The organism is Bacillus sp. FS02, assembly GCF_024398395.1.
Taxonomy (GTDB): Bacteria; Bacillota; Bacilli; order Bacillales; family Bacillaceae; genus Bacillus; species Bacillus altitudinis.
Genome location: NZ_CP074101.1, coordinates 2,503,655 through 2,519,103, shown reverse-complemented (window position 1 = coordinate 2,519,103; position 15,449 = coordinate 2,503,655). Strand labels below are relative to the sequence as shown.

The following is a 15,449-nucleotide window of genomic DNA, read 5'->3' as shown; positions in this document are numbered from 1 at the left end:
GAGAGCATCATTTCCACTCTTAGCTTTTATTCCTTACCCATATCCTATTAAATCTGCGGATAATAAGCGAATCATTTGCTCATATCTTCAAAAAAAGAAAAAGCTTCCTTAAACTGCTGTTTAAGGAAGCCTGTTTACGGTTATATAAGAAGTAATGATTTATTCAACGACTCTTCTGACAACGCCATTGAAATATCTCTTCCAATAAGGATTACTCATTGAATCAACTGAAACGCCATGGGAGCTATTATCGTTCAAGAATGTACCGTTTCCTAAGTAAATACCAACGTGTCCATTTACTTTATACGTATCAAAGAACACAAGGTCTCCGCGTTTCATGTCAGATGCACTTACAGCTCTTCCTTTACCTACAAGCGTATCTGTTGTTGTACCGCCAACTGGTCCAAGGTTGATGCCTGCTGATGCAAATGCCCAGCGAACGAATGAAGAACAGTCAAAACGACGTGCGTCAATATCGGCTTGTGATCTGCCGCCGCCCCATTTATATGGAGATTGTCCTACAATGGTAGAACCTGTGCTGATCGCACCTTCGATTCCGCCTACGTTATTGCTGACAGGTGATCCACCGCCAGAAGATGGCTTCTTGCTCGGTGAACTGCTGCTATTGTTATTTGAAGATCCACTGTTATTTGAAGAAGAACCGCTGTCGTTATTAGAGCTGTTGTCTTCAGCTTGAACAGCTGCTTGACGCTGCTGTTGTCTTTGTGCTTTTTCTTCTTTTGCTTTTTGAGCAGCTTCTCTTGCTTCTTTTTCAGCTTGTTTTTGAGCAGCGATTGTTGCGTCTTTTTCAGATGCAATGCTGTTTGCCTCAGTATTTAACTCGCTGATTTGAGAAGAAGCACTTCCTTTTTGCTTTTTCACTTGCTTGAATAGCTTGTCTTTCTCATCAAGCTGTTTATTTAAGTCAGTTTGAAGTGTTTCAAGCTTTGCAAGCGTCTTTTGAACATCTTCAAGCTTTGTGTTTAATTCGTTTTCAGACTTTTGTAATTCCGCTTTGTCTCTTTCTTGTTCTTTAATGATTTCGCTGTCTGCGTTGATTAATGTAGATACAGCACCTGCACGACTGATGAAATCGCTAAAGCTTTTTGCTCCTAGTAATACATCTATGTATTTCGTAGAACCACCGCTTTCTTGAAGCGCACGTACACGCTTTTTCAAGAATTCGTTTCTTTCTTCGATACGTTTTTCTGTATCAGCAATTTCTTTTTTCAGTGCTTTGATTTCTTTTTTTGTTTTTTCGTTTTCTTTTTGTTTTTCTTCGATTTGATCACTTGTTTTTAAAGCTTTTTCGTCAATTTCTTTTAGCTTTAGCGCAAGTGCCTCTTGTTTTGCCTCAAGCTTTGAAAGCTCTTCTTTTTTCTTTTGAAGATTCTTGTTTACCTCTGACTGCTTGCTGTCTAGTTCTTGTTTCTTTTGTTCAAAGTTCTGTGCATTTGCTTCATGAGTAAATGGAATAAATAAACCGCTCGCTCCAATCACCGAAGCTAAACCGAAAGTAATAAACTTTTTCACGTATAGTTCCTCCTTTGACAATTTCCCAAGCGACATGAGAAAGCAGCAAATTCTCTGCGACCAATCTGTGCTTCCTGTGTCTTTCTTCCTGATGATTCAGTCAGATGTTGACCAGATTGTTTCTATCACTAGGTGTTGCATTATGTATAGTAAAATATTTAAATATATGTCTTTGTTTTAATCCACGAGTTTCATTATACATGACACATCGACAAAATGAGCTAATATTTTTATTACATTTATGTTTCAAATAGATGTCGAGATTGTCATACTTCGCCAAATCCTAGCAAATCCCACCTTTTTATCCAAGAAAAAAGCATGACCTTTTCGGCCATGCTGCTGTTATCTGAATCTATTTACCTATTCAAACCATGAACGTACAAATAACATTCTCATATTTTGACAGCGTTTGAACGCTGATCTGAAAAGAAGCTGCGATCTCTTTTTTGCTGACAGCTGATTCTTCTTGTTCATTCATCCATAGATAATAAGAAGCTGCTGCCCATGCACTGGCATTGTTCTTCTCTACGCCTGAAGCGCGTGCTTGCTGAATAATATGGAATAACCAAAAATATGGCATGTGGCTATCAGGCTGCACAGCTTCTTCCAAAGCAGATGCCGCCTGTTTTGCGAAGACCGCATCTTCTGAAAACGATCGTTCTTCCATTTGACCTTCATATAAAAGTAACTCAATAAACTGCTGTTCAAAGGCCGTTTTCGCAGCGCGGGAATCCAGAACAGATTGCAAGACGTCACGTTCACCTTTTTGTTTGCTGACATAGTAGGCAGTGAGTCGTTCCTCAATTGAAACCATTGGCTCAGACTCCTCTGGTTTGTCTTGCCACGGCTTGATTTCATCTGCATCAATATCTTCTTCCACCATCTTATCCCAGACGGTTTGCGCCAGCGTTTTGTGACCCGTATAATAGGCCGCACTTGCTAGCCAGTATAAAAACGTACTATCGCCTTGGAAACCCGTTTTATACAAAGAATAAAGCCATTTAAATGCCCATTCAAATTCTCCAACAAGGGCAAATGTCGCGCCAAGCTTATAACGCTGTTCACTTAATATTGGATACACGTGCGTTAATTGCTTCGCTAACAGATTGACCTTTTCTTCTTCTTTTTCATAATGATAGAAAACAAGCTGATTACAAAGGGCATGCAGATTACCGGGATTTTCATGAAGGACCCGGTTCAACATTTCTTTTGCCTGATCGATTTGGCCAGAATAAAAATAGGCCAAAGCGAGATTATTATACGCTGACCAAAACTCTGGATACTCAACAAGCATCTGTTCCAGCATCTCGATTGCTTCATCCAGCCTGCCGCTTTCTAGCAAATGGTTGGCTTGATCCTGCTTTACAATCAGATCATCCTGATCATAAGGAAAATCTTCATCAACATCGTCACTCATATCAAGCAGATCGAGGAGATCGTCATTTTCATCTGCAAATTCCCCGTCTTCTTCCAGCGCAGCATAAGCAGTGGCGCATCTATATGCCTCTTGAAACAAACCGAGATTCGCATAATTATTGGCTTTAAAGTAGTGACACTCTGACATATTCTCATCCAAGTGTTCAAGGATAAAATCAAGCAGTTCATTTGATTGTTGGTAATGACCCATTTCAGTATAAATAATGGCAAGCTGCGACAGCATTTCTACATTTTCAGGCTCAAGTACGATGGCCCGCTGTATCAGCTTACTTGCCCTAGACAGATTTCTTTCTCTATATGCTTTTAGACCTTTATGAAAAAAGTAATGCCCATCTTGGAATAGCTGGACGACTTGTGTGTGATTATTTTGAGAAGTGTATTTACTCACCGATACCCTCCATTTCGAACAGTGTACCGTGTGTAGTATAACATACTTCATGAGTCGTCACATAGAACAAAAGGAAAGGAAGGATTTGTTTTTCATTTAAAAGCAAAAAGCCGGGGGTACCCCCAGCTTTTCATTCCCCTTGATGACGCTTTTTCAATACCTTTAATACATCATCAAGAGGCAGCTGCTGTTCACGTAATAACACAAGAAGGTGATAAAGGAGATCTGCTGTTTCCCATTTCAATTCTTCTTGATCACGGTTCTTCGCTGCAATGATGACTTCAGAAGCTTCTTCCCCTACCTTTTTCAGGATTTTGTCGACTCCTTTTTCAAATAAATAGGTTGTATACGCTCCTTCTGGCATTTCCGTCTGCCGCTTTGCAATGACCTGTTCCAGTTCATTTAAAATGGCAAAGCGGTTTTGTTCTCCCCTTTGCTGTTTCACGCCTTCTTCCGAAAAACAGCTATAGCTGCCTGTATGGCAGGCTGGGCCGCTTGGTGTCACTAGAACAAGCAGGGCATCTTGATCACAGTCATAGCGAATAGATGTAACACGCTGGGTGTGTCCAGATGTGGCTCCTTTGTGCCAAAGCTCATTTCTCGACCGGCTAAAAAACCATGTTTCCCCTGTCTCTAATGTTTTTTCATAGGATTCTTGATTCATATACGCCAAAGTAAGAACTTCCTTGCTTTGAGCATCCTGTACAATGGCAGGAATGAGACCTGCATCATTAAAGGTTAATTCGTTTGCCTGTTTCATCTTACCTTCACCCCGTGTTCTCTCAAATATGTCTTCACCTCTTGAATGGAGGTTTCTTTATAATGGAAAATAGAGGCTGCGAGTGCGGCATCAGCTTCACCTTTTGTAAAAGCCTCCAGCATATGCTGCGCATTGCCAGCACCTCCTGAAGCAATAACTGGCACTGTGACTGCTTCTGATACAAGCTTCGTCAAACGATGCTCAAAGCCCGTTTTCTCACCATCGGCATCCATGCTAGTCAGCAAGATCTCGCCTGCTCCTCTTCGCACGGCTTCTTTCGCCCAGTCACTCACTTCTAAATCCGTTTGACGGCGTCCTCCGTGCGTATAGACCATGTATGCTTGTTTCTCTTCATCGTATTTCGCATCAATCGCAACAACGATGCACTGTGAACCAAAAAAGTCGGCTCCTTCTGTTATTAGCTCCGGTCTTAAAACAGCCGCTGTGTTCACAGACACCTTGTCTGCCCCCGCTCTTAATATACGCTTCATGTCATCAAGGTGGTTAATCCCGCCGCCCACCGTGAACGGGATAGCGAGAGTGGCTGCCACTTGTTTGACCACATCCACCATCGTTTTTCGGCCTTCATGAGAGGCAGATATATCAAGAAAGACGAGTTCATCCGCACCTTCCTCGTCATAGATCTGCGCTAATTCGACCGGATCACCAGCATCCTTCAACCCTAGAAATTGGATCCCTTTGACCACACGCCCTTCCTTTACATCAAGACATGGAATGATTCGTTTTGTCATCATATGCTGTCAAGCCCTTCAAACGCTTCAGCTAAAGTAAATTGCTTTGTGTACAGCGCCTTGCCAATGATGGCACCAGACACACCTGTCTGCTTTTGTGCTGACAGCTTTTGCAGATCACTCACTGCACTGACACCACCTGAGGCAATGACTTGTTTGCCCGTTGCTTCTGCTAATCGAACCGTACTTTCCACATTTGGACCAGACAGCATGCCATCCATTTGAATATCCGTGAAAATGAAGACCTCTGCGCCTTCCTTTGCCAGTTCCTGACCAAGTTCCTCCGCCTTCACTTCCGACGTTTCAAGCCAGCCTTCAGTCGATACAAAACCGTTTCGTGCATCAATGCCAATGGCGATTTTCTCCCCATATTGCGCCAGCATTTTTTTCACAAAAACCGGGTTTGACACCGCTGAACTGCCAAGAATGACTCTCGATACGCCATTGTTTAAATAAAATGCAACATCTTCTTCTGTCCGAATGCCGCCGCCAATTTGGACATTCACATCTAATGAGGAAGCAATCGCCAGCACATGCTCATGATTCACGCGTTTTCCTGCTTTTGCGCCATCTAAATCAACGAGATGTATCCATTTCGCTCCTTCATTTGCAAACCGTCTCGCCATGTCTAACGGTGAATCTCCATAAATGGTTTCTTGGTCATAGTCTCCTTGCACAAGTCGTACACATTTGCCATTTCTCATATCAATTGCTGGATATAATGTAAAATCACTCATTTGCTCACCCTCTGTTCGTTTGCTAATTGAATAAACTGTTTCAACAGTGCCATTCCTGTTGTACTGCTTTTTTCAGGGTGAAACTGCGTTCCAAACACATTCCCCTTCCCAACAACGGCAGGTACTTGCACACCATAGGGTGCACTTGCCAATAGGTCTTCTGGATTCATGCCACTCACATAATACGAGTGAACAAAGTATGCAAATCCTTCTGGCACACCTTTAAACAATGGAGAGGGCTGATGAAATGTGAGCTCATTCCAGCCCATATGAGGCACCTTCAGCCTTTGTCCATCCTGATCACGATCCTTCAAAAGAACGACACGTCCTTTTAAAAGGCCTAGCCCTTTTGTTTTTCCTGCTTCTTCACTTTCTTCAAACAACAACTGCATGCCAAGGCAAATGCCAAATAACAGCTTTCCTTCCTGCACGACTTGGTGGATAAACGCCTCAAGTCCTGTCTGTCTTAACAGCTGCATCGCATCACGAAATGAACCGACTCCTGGCAAAATATACGCATCTGCCTTTTTCAGCTCCTCTGCTTCAGAAGACACGATATAAGACGCTCCTGCTCGTTCCAGTGCTTTTGATACGCTAAACAAATTTCCCATTCCATAGTCAATGACGCCAATCATTAGAGCATCCCCTTTGTCGACGGAATCCCTTTCACACGCGGATCAATGGTTGTTGCTTCATCTAAGGCGCGTGCCAGCGCTTTAAAAATGGCTTCAATCATATGGTGGGTATTGGTTCCATAGTGAACGATCACATGCAGATTGATTCGTGCTTCAAGGGCAAATTTCCAAAGAAACTCATGAACCAGCTCCGTATCAAAGGTGCCGACCTTCTGACTAGGGAAATCGGCTCTCATTTCCAAATGAGGACGATTGCTTAAATCCACGACTACTTGGGCGAGTGTTTCATCCATTGGAACAAAACTAGAGCCGTAGCGCTTAATTCCTTTCTTATCACCGAGCGCTTCTTTCAACATCTGCCCAAGCACAATGCCAATATCTTCTGTTGTGTGGTGATCATCGACATCTGTGTCTCCTTTTGCATCTACAGTTAAGTTAAAGTGTCCGTGCTTCGTGAATAAGTCGAGCATGTGCGTCATAAAAGGGACATCTGTCTGAATATCTGCTTTTCCTTCGCCATCAATCTCTAGCGCTAACGAAATGTTCGTTTCATTTGTCTGTCTCGCTGTTTCCGCCTGTCTCATTTTGATTCCTCCCGCTTTCTCGCTTCAATCGATCTGGCATGTGCTTCAAGCCCTTCTAATCTTGCAAAAGCCGCAATGCTTTCCCTATGTGTTTCAAAGGCTTCTTTGCTATATGAAATGATGCTCGTTTTCTTTTGGAAATCCGTGACGCCGAGCGGACTAGAAAATCTTGCCGTCCCGTTTGTTGGCAGCACATGGTTCGGTCCTGCGAAGTAATCCCCTACCGGCTCTGGGCTGTAACGCCCTAAGAAAATTGCTCCAGCATGCTTGATTTGACCAAGTAGTGATTCTGGATACGCCGTCAGCACTTCTAAATGCTCTGGGGCTAACTGGTTCACGATATCAACTGCACGATCCAAAGATTCTGTTACGTAAATATAACCATGGTCTTGAATAGATTGTGCTGCAATTGATTTCCTTGGCAAAGTATCAAGCTGCGCTTGCACCTCTGCTTGCACTCTTTCAGCCAGTACCTTAGATGGTGTCACCAAAATACTAGATGCCAATGCATCATGCTCTGCCTGTGAAAGCAAATCAGCTGCCACCTCATGTGCAGTTGCCGTTTCATCTGCTAAAACAGCAATTTCACTTGGACCCGCAATCATATCAATGTCTACTTGACCAAATACTTCCCGTTTGGCAAGTGCTACATAAATATTTCCTGGACCGGTGATTTTATCAACAGGCTGAATACTTTCCGTTCCATATGCAAGAGCGGCTATCGCCTGAGCACCGCCCATTTTGTACATTTCTGAAATGCCCAGCTCCTTCGCAGCTACTAGAACAGCGTCAGACAGACGGCCGTCTTTTCCTGGCGGTGTCACAAGGACAATTCGCTCAACGCCGGCAACAAGTGCTGGGATCACATTCATTAAAACAGATGATGGATAAGCGGCCGTTCCGCCTGGGACATATACACCGACCGCATCGAGCGGTGTTACTTTCTGACCTAGCATTGAGCCGTCCTTTTGGTGATAAAACCAAGAGGAGGTCAGCTGACGCTCGTGGTATGTTCGAATATTCCGGATCGCCGTTTGGATGATTTGGATCATCTCCGGGTCCAAACGTTCGTAGGCTTTTGTCTTTTCATCCTCCGTCACAAGTGACTGTTCAATAGAGACACCGTCAAATTGCTTCGTGAAAGACCGTACGGCTTCGTCACCATTTTTTCTCACTTCTTCGATAATTCGTTGAACAGCCAGTCGCTGCTCTTCCGTTCCTGTATCTAGAGAACGCTTGAGTGAGAGAGTGTCTGTCTCACCTTCTTGTATGTAGGTGATGTTCATGATGTTTCCTCCCCTTCTCCTTCGATGATTCTTGCCAGACGCTGCGCCATTTCATCGATTACCGCATCCTTCATTCGATAGCTCACAGGATTGACAATAAAACGTGACGTAATGTCACAAATATGTTCCGTTTCGACAAGCCCATTTTCCTTAAGTGTTTGACCGGTGGAGACAATGTCAACAATTCGATCGGCAAGTCCGATGAGCGGTGCTAATTCAATGGAACCATTTAGCTTAATGATCTCCACCTGCTCACCTTGTTCTCTAAAATAAGAAGAAGCGACATTTGGGTACTTTGTGGCCACACGCGGCGCAACACCGCCCCAGCTGGCTCCCGGCAAGCCTGCTACAGCTAAATGACATTTGCTAATGTTTAAATCGAGCACTTCGTACACATCCCGTGCTTCTTCAAGCATGACGTCTTTCCCTGCAATGCCCACATCCGCTACACCGTGCTCTACATATGTCGTCACATCCATTGGCTTCGCTAAAATAAAGCGGAGATTTTCTTCCGGTACATCAATGATTAGTTTTCTTGAATCTTCGAATTCCTCCGGCAGCTGATATCCAGCCTGTCTTAATAGCCCTGCTGCTTCTTCAAATATCCGCCCCTTTGGCATTGCCATTGTCAACACTTTACCCATTTTGCTCTTCCTTTCTAGCGCCGATAAAATAAGTCACTTGCTCAAATGCCTTGGTCATGGCATCGATATTTTCAATACCTGCTAAGTCTTGGAGAACAATCCTTTTGCCTTTTGTCCGCTCTTTTTCTGCAAAATCAAATGCTTCAAGCCGTTGTTCTTTACTAAAAATCACAGCCTCTTGGGGCTCATTTATTTCTTTTGCGTCGAGTGCCTCAAGAAGACGGTCTAATCGAAGTCCGAAGCCTGTAGCGGGTGCGGGTGCATCAAAGTGAGCAAGCAATTGATCATACCTTCCTCCACTTCCGATCACAGACCCAACATGATCTGCAAATACTTCAAACAAAATTCCCGTATAGTAGCTCATATGACTGACCATGCTTAAATCCAAACGGATATATTCTGTACAGCCGTAATCTTCAAGTGTCTCCCACAGCGCCTTTAACTCCGCCAGCACTTCTTTGCCCTCTTGTGAGACCACAATTTCTTCAGCCTGCTGGGTCACTTCTTGACCGCCGCGCAGCTCTAAAAGCTGGAGCAGCCTTGTTTTATCGATGGATGAGAGAGGCAATTGTTTGACATGCTGCCTGTAGCCCACATAATTCTTTTCATATAAAAATCGGCGCAATACGTTTGCCCGCTCTGTATTCCCTAGTACATCTAAAAACAAGGTCTCAGCCAAAGCCACATGCCCGATCGCAATTTTGAAGGATTGAAGTCCGGCATTTTTTAATGCAAACACGACAAGCGCTATGACTTCAGCATCTGCACTAATCGAACCATCACCGATCAATTCAATACCGACCTGCTCAAATTCAGAAGGTCTTCCGCCTTCTCTTTCCTGTGCCCGAAACACGTTGGCTGCATAACCGACTCGAAGCGGATATGCCTGTTCGTGAAGCTTTGAGGCCGCCACTCTCGCAATTGGTCCCGTCATATCAGGTCTAAGCACAAGGGTTTGACCATTTTGATCAAGAAGCTTAAACAACTGCGTATCTGTAATCGCTGATTGAACACCGACTGTATCGTAAAATTCAAGCGTTGGCGTTTCCATTAAACGATAACCCCAACCATTCATGACCTCTGTTAAAGAATGCCTAACCCTTTTCTTCGTCTCATACAATCCTGGTAATGAATCTCGCATACCATATGGTTTTTCAAACATGAACATGTTCTTCCGCACCTCCAACACATTAAAACGAAAAATTCCGAATCCTTTAGTTCGCTAATATGATAATATGCTAACAAAATAAAGTGATTAAATCAATCATTTTTATTTTCCCCTTTTTTTCCTTAATCATTTGTTCATATATTACATTAAAATGACACCTAATCCTTTTTGATCTCTTTGCTTTAGGAACATGCTATAATACTTAAAAATATTGAATAACACAGGAGATTACAGTGAAATTCATCCAGACATTAATCTTAACTTTGTTGTGCGCATGTCTTGTTTATTTCGGCTTTATTTACGTTTCACAATTCGACCAAGTCAAGAAAACAACGTCACCGCAAGAAGCCAAAGAAAAAGAAAATGATACCGCACTAGCAGCAGAAGAAACACGTTCTACGAAGAAAACAGAAACGACACATTCTAGTTTAAAAGGAAATAAAAAAGCCATGGACGTCATCCTCTTTAATCAAATGGATGCACCAAAGCTTTATAACGGATGCGAAGTCACGAGCTTAGCCATGCTTCTTCATTACAGCGGCTATGAGCATATAACGAAAAACGCATTGGCAAACGAGATTAAGCGTATCCCACTCAATTATGAGAATGGCTTAAAAGGAGACCCTCATGACGGGTTTGTAGGCGATATGGAGAATGGGCCAGGTCTTGGTGTGTACCATGAACCCATTTATCAGCTTGCGAAAAAATATGCAGGTAATCAAGCGGTGGACTTGACCGGCAAGCCAGTTAAAAAAGCCATTTACCAATCACTTGAAAAAGGTTATCCTGTCTGGGTCATTACAACTTCGACCTTTGCCAAAACAGATAACATTGAAACATGGAATACACCAAATGGAAAAATAGATATCAGCTTTAATATGCATAGCGTGGTCATCACTGGCTACGACAAAGATCATGTCTACTTAAATAACCCTTACGGAGAGAAGAATCAAAAAGTCGATCGTGAACAGTTTGAGGATTCTTGGAAACAGATGGGTAGCCAGGCAATTATCATTATATAATTAAACAGAAAAAGACAGTGAATACTCATCGTGGAGCTTTCACTGTCTTTTATTTATAATGTATTTTTAAATGACTTTCTAGGCATAATCTCAAGTAAATTAATAAAATCATTGGGACTTGTTACAAAAAAAGTATATAGTTGTCTTTTTTGCCCACCCATTGAAGCTAGATAAATCTCATGATTAGGTGCTTTATCATGACTACCACTTATCACCAAAGTTGAATTTGTCATCGTAAGTTTCCAATTTGAATCAATAGAAGGATAAGAAACACCAGGAAAATTTGTATTAAATGGGATTTTCGCAGAATGATAAAACTTAAACCCTAATTTTTTACTACTTGTGTCAGTTACATCTATAAAGATTGCCTTATTAGACGCAACTGCACTTTCTATAACTTTTTTACATGCAGCATCTGAGCATCTATAGGATCTGCCAATTTTTTTTGTTGGCATCCATATAGAAAGGGGATTCTGAAATTGCAAGTTTACTACTGAATGTGTACGACTACTTGTAGCATTTATGTTAAATCCCCGATTATCACCCTTTAAATAGCCTCCTTTTATGAAGTTTGGATCTTTAACAGATTTATATGGGATGAATGTGTTATAAATAATACTATATGCATCATTTTTTGGAAAAGATGCTTTTGTTGATAAAGCTTTAGACTTTCCTTGTTCTCCTTTACTTGTTAATAACCCAAGTGGAGATTTTAATGAGTCCTCTGTCAACTTTGGGATTTCAACAATGCTTGAAAACTCTGCACTAATATTATAGAGTTTTGATTTTTCACTTTTAGATAACTTAGATTTATTAATTTTCCTTTTAGCTAACAACTCGTTCACTTTATTTTGAGACTTCTTGCTTAGTGGAACATTCGTCTCGACTTTATATGTATAATTTTTTCCAGGTGTCACATTAGAATCAAAATAGGTTTTTGACTTTGTCTTTTTCAAAAGTTTGTTATCTCTGTATATAGAGTAAACTCCATTATCTCCTTGTATTTTCCCCCACTTCAGGCGAACACCATCTGAGCTTGAATGAGTATCTAACCCATTTTGATTAATTGAGTTATCTACTATTTCTTGTTCAGGATATAACTCATTTTCATTGTTAGACGAAAAAGCTTTGCTTTTCATATAACTTTTTGACTGTTTTGGTTCCAAATAAGAACTATTGTCGATTTTGATAGCTATTACTTTTTTTAATTTGTTACTTTTATAGACACCCAAATTATATTTTTGTATTTCATCTTTAATTTTCACTTTTATTTCATCTTTTTTACCTTCATAAACTAATTTATCATTATCATAGAGCTTATAATAATCTCCCTTTTCTTTAGCAACAATAGTTGCATAAGTACTATTCTTGCGAATAGATATACCTTGTTCATTAGACGCATAAGCATGTTGGGAAACTAAACAAACAGCAATCAAAACACTAAAGTAAAATATTATTTTTTTCAACATTAGAACACCTCAATTAAGCTTAATATGTTACAATTATTACGTTACCATAATTTAATTTATATTACAATAATTCCTAAGGAGAATAGCGTATGAATAATGACAAGTTTTTCAAAATATTATCTATAATTTTTAAATTTATTTCATGTATGATAATTAGCTCTATTGCATTAAGCTTATTTATAACTATCTATCAATATTTATTTAATGGATTGAGCATCTCCTATTTTATAATTTATTTACCATTTATATCTCTATTTTATTTAATCTTTTGTGTTCCTCTACAATTAATACTTTATAATAAAGTAACAAAATACAATTTGAAGTACCTTCTAATTTATATAATAATATCAGCTATCGTAAATGTATTAATTATTGATGCAACATTTAGAAACAAATTTGAGGTGATATTAACCATAATAGTTAGTTCACTTATTTATTGGTTTTTTGATTCATTATTACTTAGAAAAAAAAAATAAAAAAGCACCTATAGAAATAGAAGATTCTTGGGAACAGATAGGCAGTCAGGCGATTATCATTAAAGCGTAAAAAAACAACCTCTATTCACGTAGAGGTTGTTTTTAATGCTTCATTTTTCTAGTAATTCTTTCTATAATTCCTTCAGGTGGTCTTCAAGCTTTTCAACCGTCATTGCACCTCCGCCTAGGCTGAAGTATTCATCCCCTCTTTTTAATAAAAGTGTAGGATAGCCGTTCACATGAAGTTGATGAACCTTCGCAAAGTCGGCATACGCATCGTTGATCCCTTCTTTTGTTTTCATGCGTTCAATGACTGCCTCAGGATCAAGACGATGCGCCAAAGCGATCTCCCGATACGTTTCTTCATCACTTAGGCTTTTTCCGTCTTGATAAAAGGCCTTTTGCATAGATGAAGCCAAGTACAATGCATGCTCTGGTGCGATGGATCTTAATGCTGAAAATCCAATTGCAGCAGCCTCAGAGTCTAAAATGAATGTTCCGTTTTCTAGCAACTCTTCGTAACGGTCTCCAAATTCGACACCTGTCAGCTGACTGATACGCTCATTTGCTTCTGAAATGTGTGGATAATTCTTTATCGGTAGACGACGCTCTCCTACAAATAAACCGCCCGATACAAGTGTCAGTGGTATCTCAGGGTGATTTTCGAGTAAAGTACGGATGCTGTTTGAAAATCCATAACACCAGCCACAATACGCATCCCATACATAGATAAAAGATTTTTCTTGATCATTCATAAGACAGACTCCTCACTCATCGTTTTTTAGCGACAATGAAACGCATGTTATTCTACTTATTCTGCTTCAGAAACCACAGTAAAACGTTCTCCAACATGAGCATCTTGTTCTATCTCATCGACAAGCGCAACGGCGTAGTCAGCATAACTCACATAGCTTTCACCCTTCGAATTGACGATAAGATGGTCTTTGCCTTTCACATAAGCACCTGTCCGTTTGCCTGCTGGATCAAAGAAGGCTGCTGGACTTAAAAATGTCCATTTTAATCCTTCGGTCTTTTGAAGATCTATTAAATTTTCTCCTTGCTGTGAAGCAGTAGCAAAGTATTCCTTTGGAAACTCCGGTGTGTCCATCAGTCTAGTTGTTTTGGCCTCATCTACAAATAAACTTCCAGCACCTCCCACGACGATTAAACGCGTTTCTGGTGTCTCTTTCAAGAGATGAATGAGTTTTTTCCCTGCTTCTACATGAAGGTGCTCTTGTCCTGCTGGTGCACCAAATGCGTTTACGATCACATCAAAACCTTTGACGTCTCCTGCCTCTAAGTGAAAAACATCCTTTTCTAAAACAGCTGCTGATGAATTGGTCACTTTTTGTGCATCTCGAACGATTGCCGTTACTTCGTGCCCTCTCGATTGAGCTTCTTTTAAAATGTGTTGTCCTGCTTTACCTGTTGCGCCAATGATTCCAATGTTCATGTAAATTCCTCCTACAATATATTGTTATTTTGATCACTTAAGATGTAACCGAAATGGTTACAACAGAGGTAAAAAAAATTGAATAGATCATCCAATTTTTTTGATTAAAACCTGCGTTAATTCACTTAATTTGATCTCAGCAAGCACTTGCTCCATCGCACTTTGAGCACGGCACAAAATTAATTCTAGTACAGCTTGAATATTTGCACCGATCGGACAGTCAGGGTTTGGGCTTTCATGAATTTGAAACAACTCTCCCTCATCCACCACTTCAACCGCTTTATACACATCGAGCAGTGTAATGTCATCCTCACTTCGGTTTAATTGAGAACCGCCTTTGCCAAGACTCGTTGAGATTAGGCCTGCTTTTTTGAGCTTACTCATGATACGGCGAATGACCACTGGATTTGTATTGACACTTCCTGCGATATCCTCCGATGTCTGTAATGATCCTTTTTCAAGTGATAGCAAGGCCAGAATATGGACAGCGACAGTAAATCTGCTGCTGATTTTCATGTTTTCTCACCTCTGTTGTAATCATTATAGTTACACCATGTTAGAATGTCAACAAAAAAGTCTGCCGAGCTACTCAGCAGACGTAGATTGACGTGCTTCCATTTCCTCTTTTGTATATATCATCCGCATTGGATTACCTCCAACAAAGGAGCCTGCCGGAACATCTTTGTTCACAAGAGTTCCTGCCGATACAATCGCACCATCACCAATTGTCACTCCAGGTAGAATCGTTGAATTTGCCCCAATTAAGACTTCATCACCAATATAGACTTCCCCAAGCCTATACTCTTTAATCAAATACTCATGGGACAAAATGGTCGTGTTATAGCCAATCACACTATTTCGACCGACAGTGATTTTCTCAGGAAACATGAGATCGACCATCACCATTAAAGCAAACGCCGTATCCTCCCCGACTTTCATTCGAAGGAAGGTGCGATAAATCCAATTTTTCATTCCCATAAAAGGCGTATACCTTGCCATTTGAATAAAGATAAAGTTTTTCACAACCTTGAGAAAGGGGACCGTCCGATAGACTTGTCTAAGCGAATTGACCCCTTTGACAGGATAACGATCTGTTTTTCTCAAC

Annotated in this window: 17 protein-coding genes; 2 read left to right on the top strand and 15 right to left on the bottom strand. The window is 40.8% G+C overall.

Annotated elements, in window-relative coordinates; all coding sequences use genetic code 11:
- Positions 1-159: 159 nt before the first annotated feature.
- The 10 genes from KFQ09_RS12715 to KFQ09_RS12670 form a co-directional block, all read right to left on the bottom strand.
- Positions 160-1,533 (bottom strand): C40 family peptidase, encoded by a 1,374-nt coding sequence (locus KFQ09_RS12715; protein WP_008348136.1) that lies wholly within the window; start codon positions 1,531-1,533, stop codon positions 160-162.
- 364 nt (positions 1,534-1,897) lie between these two features.
- Positions 1,898-3,358 carry a tetratricopeptide repeat protein gene (locus KFQ09_RS12710; RefSeq protein WP_019743393.1) on the bottom strand — a complete coding sequence of 487 codons (1,461 nt, stop codon included), beginning with the start codon at positions 3,356-3,358 and terminating at the stop codon, positions 1,898-1,900.
- A gap of 130 nt (positions 3,359-3,488) precedes the next feature.
- Positions 3,489-4,118: a bifunctional phosphoribosyl-AMP cyclohydrolase/phosphoribosyl-ATP diphosphatase HisIE gene (hisIE, locus tag KFQ09_RS12705; protein WP_255835720.1), complete on the bottom strand. Its 630-nt coding sequence runs from the start codon at positions 4,116-4,118 to the stop codon at positions 3,489-3,491.
- Complete coding sequence (hisF, locus tag KFQ09_RS12700; RefSeq protein ID WP_165379148.1) at positions 4,115-4,873, bottom strand: imidazole glycerol phosphate synthase subunit HisF; 759 nt, start codon at positions 4,871-4,873, stop codon at positions 4,115-4,117. The genes hisIE and hisF overlap by 4 nt, the downstream gene beginning before the upstream one ends.
- Complete coding sequence (hisA, locus tag KFQ09_RS12695) at positions 4,870-5,607, bottom strand: 1-(5-phosphoribosyl)-5-[(5-phosphoribosylamino)methylideneamino]imidazole-4-carboxamide isomerase (RefSeq protein ID WP_046344536.1); 738 nt, start codon at positions 5,605-5,607, stop codon at positions 4,870-4,872. Before hisA ends, hisF begins: the two co-directional genes overlap by 4 nt.
- The gene (gene hisH, locus KFQ09_RS12690) at positions 5,604-6,242 is read right to left on the bottom strand and encodes an imidazole glycerol phosphate synthase subunit HisH (protein WP_046344538.1); all 639 of its coding nucleotides are present in this window, start codon (positions 6,240-6,242) and stop codon (positions 5,604-5,606) included. The genes hisA and hisH overlap by 4 nt, the downstream gene beginning before the upstream one ends.
- Complete coding sequence (gene hisB / locus KFQ09_RS12685) at positions 6,242-6,826, bottom strand: imidazoleglycerol-phosphate dehydratase HisB (RefSeq protein WP_008348150.1); 585 nt, start codon at positions 6,824-6,826, stop codon at positions 6,242-6,244. The genes hisH and hisB overlap by 1 nt, the downstream gene beginning before the upstream one ends.
- Complete coding sequence (hisD, locus tag KFQ09_RS12680; protein WP_008348152.1) at positions 6,823-8,112, bottom strand: histidinol dehydrogenase; 1,290 nt, start codon at positions 8,110-8,112, stop codon at positions 6,823-6,825. The genes hisB and hisD overlap by 4 nt, the downstream gene beginning before the upstream one ends.
- The gene (gene hisG, locus KFQ09_RS12675) at positions 8,109-8,756 is read right to left on the bottom strand and encodes an ATP phosphoribosyltransferase (protein ID WP_007500071.1); all 648 of its coding nucleotides are present in this window, start codon (positions 8,754-8,756) and stop codon (positions 8,109-8,111) included. Before hisG ends, hisD begins: the two co-directional genes overlap by 4 nt.
- Positions 8,749-9,924 carry an ATP phosphoribosyltransferase regulatory subunit gene (locus KFQ09_RS12670; RefSeq protein WP_017368113.1) on the bottom strand — a complete coding sequence of 392 codons (1,176 nt, stop codon included), beginning with the start codon at positions 9,922-9,924 and terminating at the stop codon, positions 8,749-8,751. The genes hisG and KFQ09_RS12670 overlap by 8 nt, the downstream gene beginning before the upstream one ends.
- Before the next feature lie 233 nt (positions 9,925-10,157).
- On the opposite strand from KFQ09_RS12670, the gene KFQ09_RS12665 reads away from it, so the two are divergent.
- On the top strand, positions 10,158-10,946 hold the full coding sequence (locus KFQ09_RS12665) for a C39 family peptidase (RefSeq protein WP_008348157.1): 789 nt from the start codon (positions 10,158-10,160) through the stop codon (positions 10,944-10,946).
- A gap of 53 nt (positions 10,947-10,999) precedes the next feature.
- On the opposite strand, the gene KFQ09_RS12660 is transcribed toward KFQ09_RS12665, so the two are convergent.
- Positions 11,000-12,415 carry a hypothetical protein gene (locus tag KFQ09_RS12660; RefSeq protein WP_019743399.1) on the bottom strand — a complete coding sequence of 472 codons (1,416 nt, stop codon included), beginning with the start codon at positions 12,413-12,415 and terminating at the stop codon, positions 11,000-11,002.
- A gap of 89 nt (positions 12,416-12,504) precedes the next feature.
- On the opposite strand from KFQ09_RS12660, the gene KFQ09_RS19545 reads away from it, so the two are divergent.
- The gene (locus KFQ09_RS19545) at positions 12,505-12,891 is read left to right on the top strand and encodes a UPF0715 family protein (RefSeq protein ID WP_019743400.1); all 387 of its coding nucleotides are present in this window, start codon (positions 12,505-12,507) and stop codon (positions 12,889-12,891) included.
- 131 nt (positions 12,892-13,022) lie between these two features.
- Here the strand turns inward: KFQ09_RS19545 and KFQ09_RS12655 are convergent, their stop codons facing one another.
- The 4 genes from KFQ09_RS12655 to KFQ09_RS12640 form a co-directional block, all read right to left on the bottom strand.
- On the bottom strand, positions 13,023-13,646 hold the full coding sequence (locus KFQ09_RS12655) for a DsbA family protein (protein WP_255835719.1): 624 nt from the start codon (positions 13,644-13,646) through the stop codon (positions 13,023-13,025).
- Between the two features lie 56 nt (positions 13,647-13,702).
- Positions 13,703-14,344 carry an NAD(P)-dependent oxidoreductase gene (locus KFQ09_RS12650; RefSeq protein WP_255835718.1) on the bottom strand — a complete coding sequence of 214 codons (642 nt, stop codon included), beginning with the start codon at positions 14,342-14,344 and terminating at the stop codon, positions 13,703-13,705.
- 87 nt (positions 14,345-14,431) lie between these two features.
- Positions 14,432-14,860 (bottom strand): Rrf2 family transcriptional regulator, encoded by a 429-nt coding sequence (locus KFQ09_RS12645; protein ID WP_003213266.1) that lies wholly within the window; start codon positions 14,858-14,860, stop codon positions 14,432-14,434.
- A gap of 69 nt (positions 14,861-14,929) precedes the next feature.
- Positions 14,930-15,448: an acyltransferase gene (locus tag KFQ09_RS12640; protein WP_017368116.1), complete on the bottom strand. Its 519-nt coding sequence runs from the start codon at positions 15,446-15,448 to the stop codon at positions 14,930-14,932.
- Position 15,449: the final 1 nt, after the last annotated feature.

Coding starts and splice junctions, on each gene's coding strand:
- hisIE (WP_255835720.1), bottom strand. CDS start 4,118: ATGAAACAGGCAAACGAATTAACCTTTAATGATGCAGGTCTCATTCCT.
- hisF (WP_165379148.1), bottom strand. CDS start 4,873: ATGATGACAAAACGAATCATTCCATGTCTTGATGTAAAGGAAGGGCGT.
- hisA (WP_046344536.1), bottom strand. CDS start 5,607: ATGAGTGATTTTACATTATATCCAGCAATTGATATGAGAAATGGCAAA.
- hisH (WP_046344538.1), bottom strand. CDS start 6,242: ATGATTGGCGTCATTGACTATGGAATGGGAAATTTGTTTAGCGTATCA.
- hisB (WP_008348150.1), bottom strand. CDS start 6,826: ATGAGACAGGCGGAAACAGCGAGACAGACAAATGAAACGAACATTTCG.
- hisD (WP_008348152.1), bottom strand. CDS start 8,112: ATGAACATCACCTACATACAAGAAGGTGAGACAGACACTCTCTCACTC.
- hisG (WP_007500071.1), bottom strand. CDS start 8,756: ATGGGTAAAGTGTTGACAATGGCAATGCCAAAGGGGCGGATATTTGAA.
- KFQ09_RS12670 (WP_017368113.1), bottom strand. CDS start 9,924: ATGTTCATGTTTGAAAAACCATATGGTATGCGAGATTCATTACCAGGA.
- KFQ09_RS12660 (WP_019743399.1), bottom strand. CDS start 12,415: ATGTTGAAAAAAATAATATTTTACTTTAGTGTTTTGATTGCTGTTTGT.
- KFQ09_RS19545 (WP_019743400.1), top strand. CDS start 12,505: ATGAATAATGACAAGTTTTTCAAAATATTATCTATAATTTTTAAATTT.
- KFQ09_RS12655 (WP_255835719.1), bottom strand. CDS start 13,646: ATGAATGATCAAGAAAAATCTTTTATCTATGTATGGGATGCGTATTGT.
- KFQ09_RS12650 (WP_255835718.1), bottom strand. CDS start 14,344: ATGAACATTGGAATCATTGGCGCAACAGGTAAAGCAGGACAACACATT.
- KFQ09_RS12645 (WP_003213266.1), bottom strand. CDS start 14,860: ATGAAAATCAGCAGCAGATTTACTGTCGCTGTCCATATTCTGGCCTTG.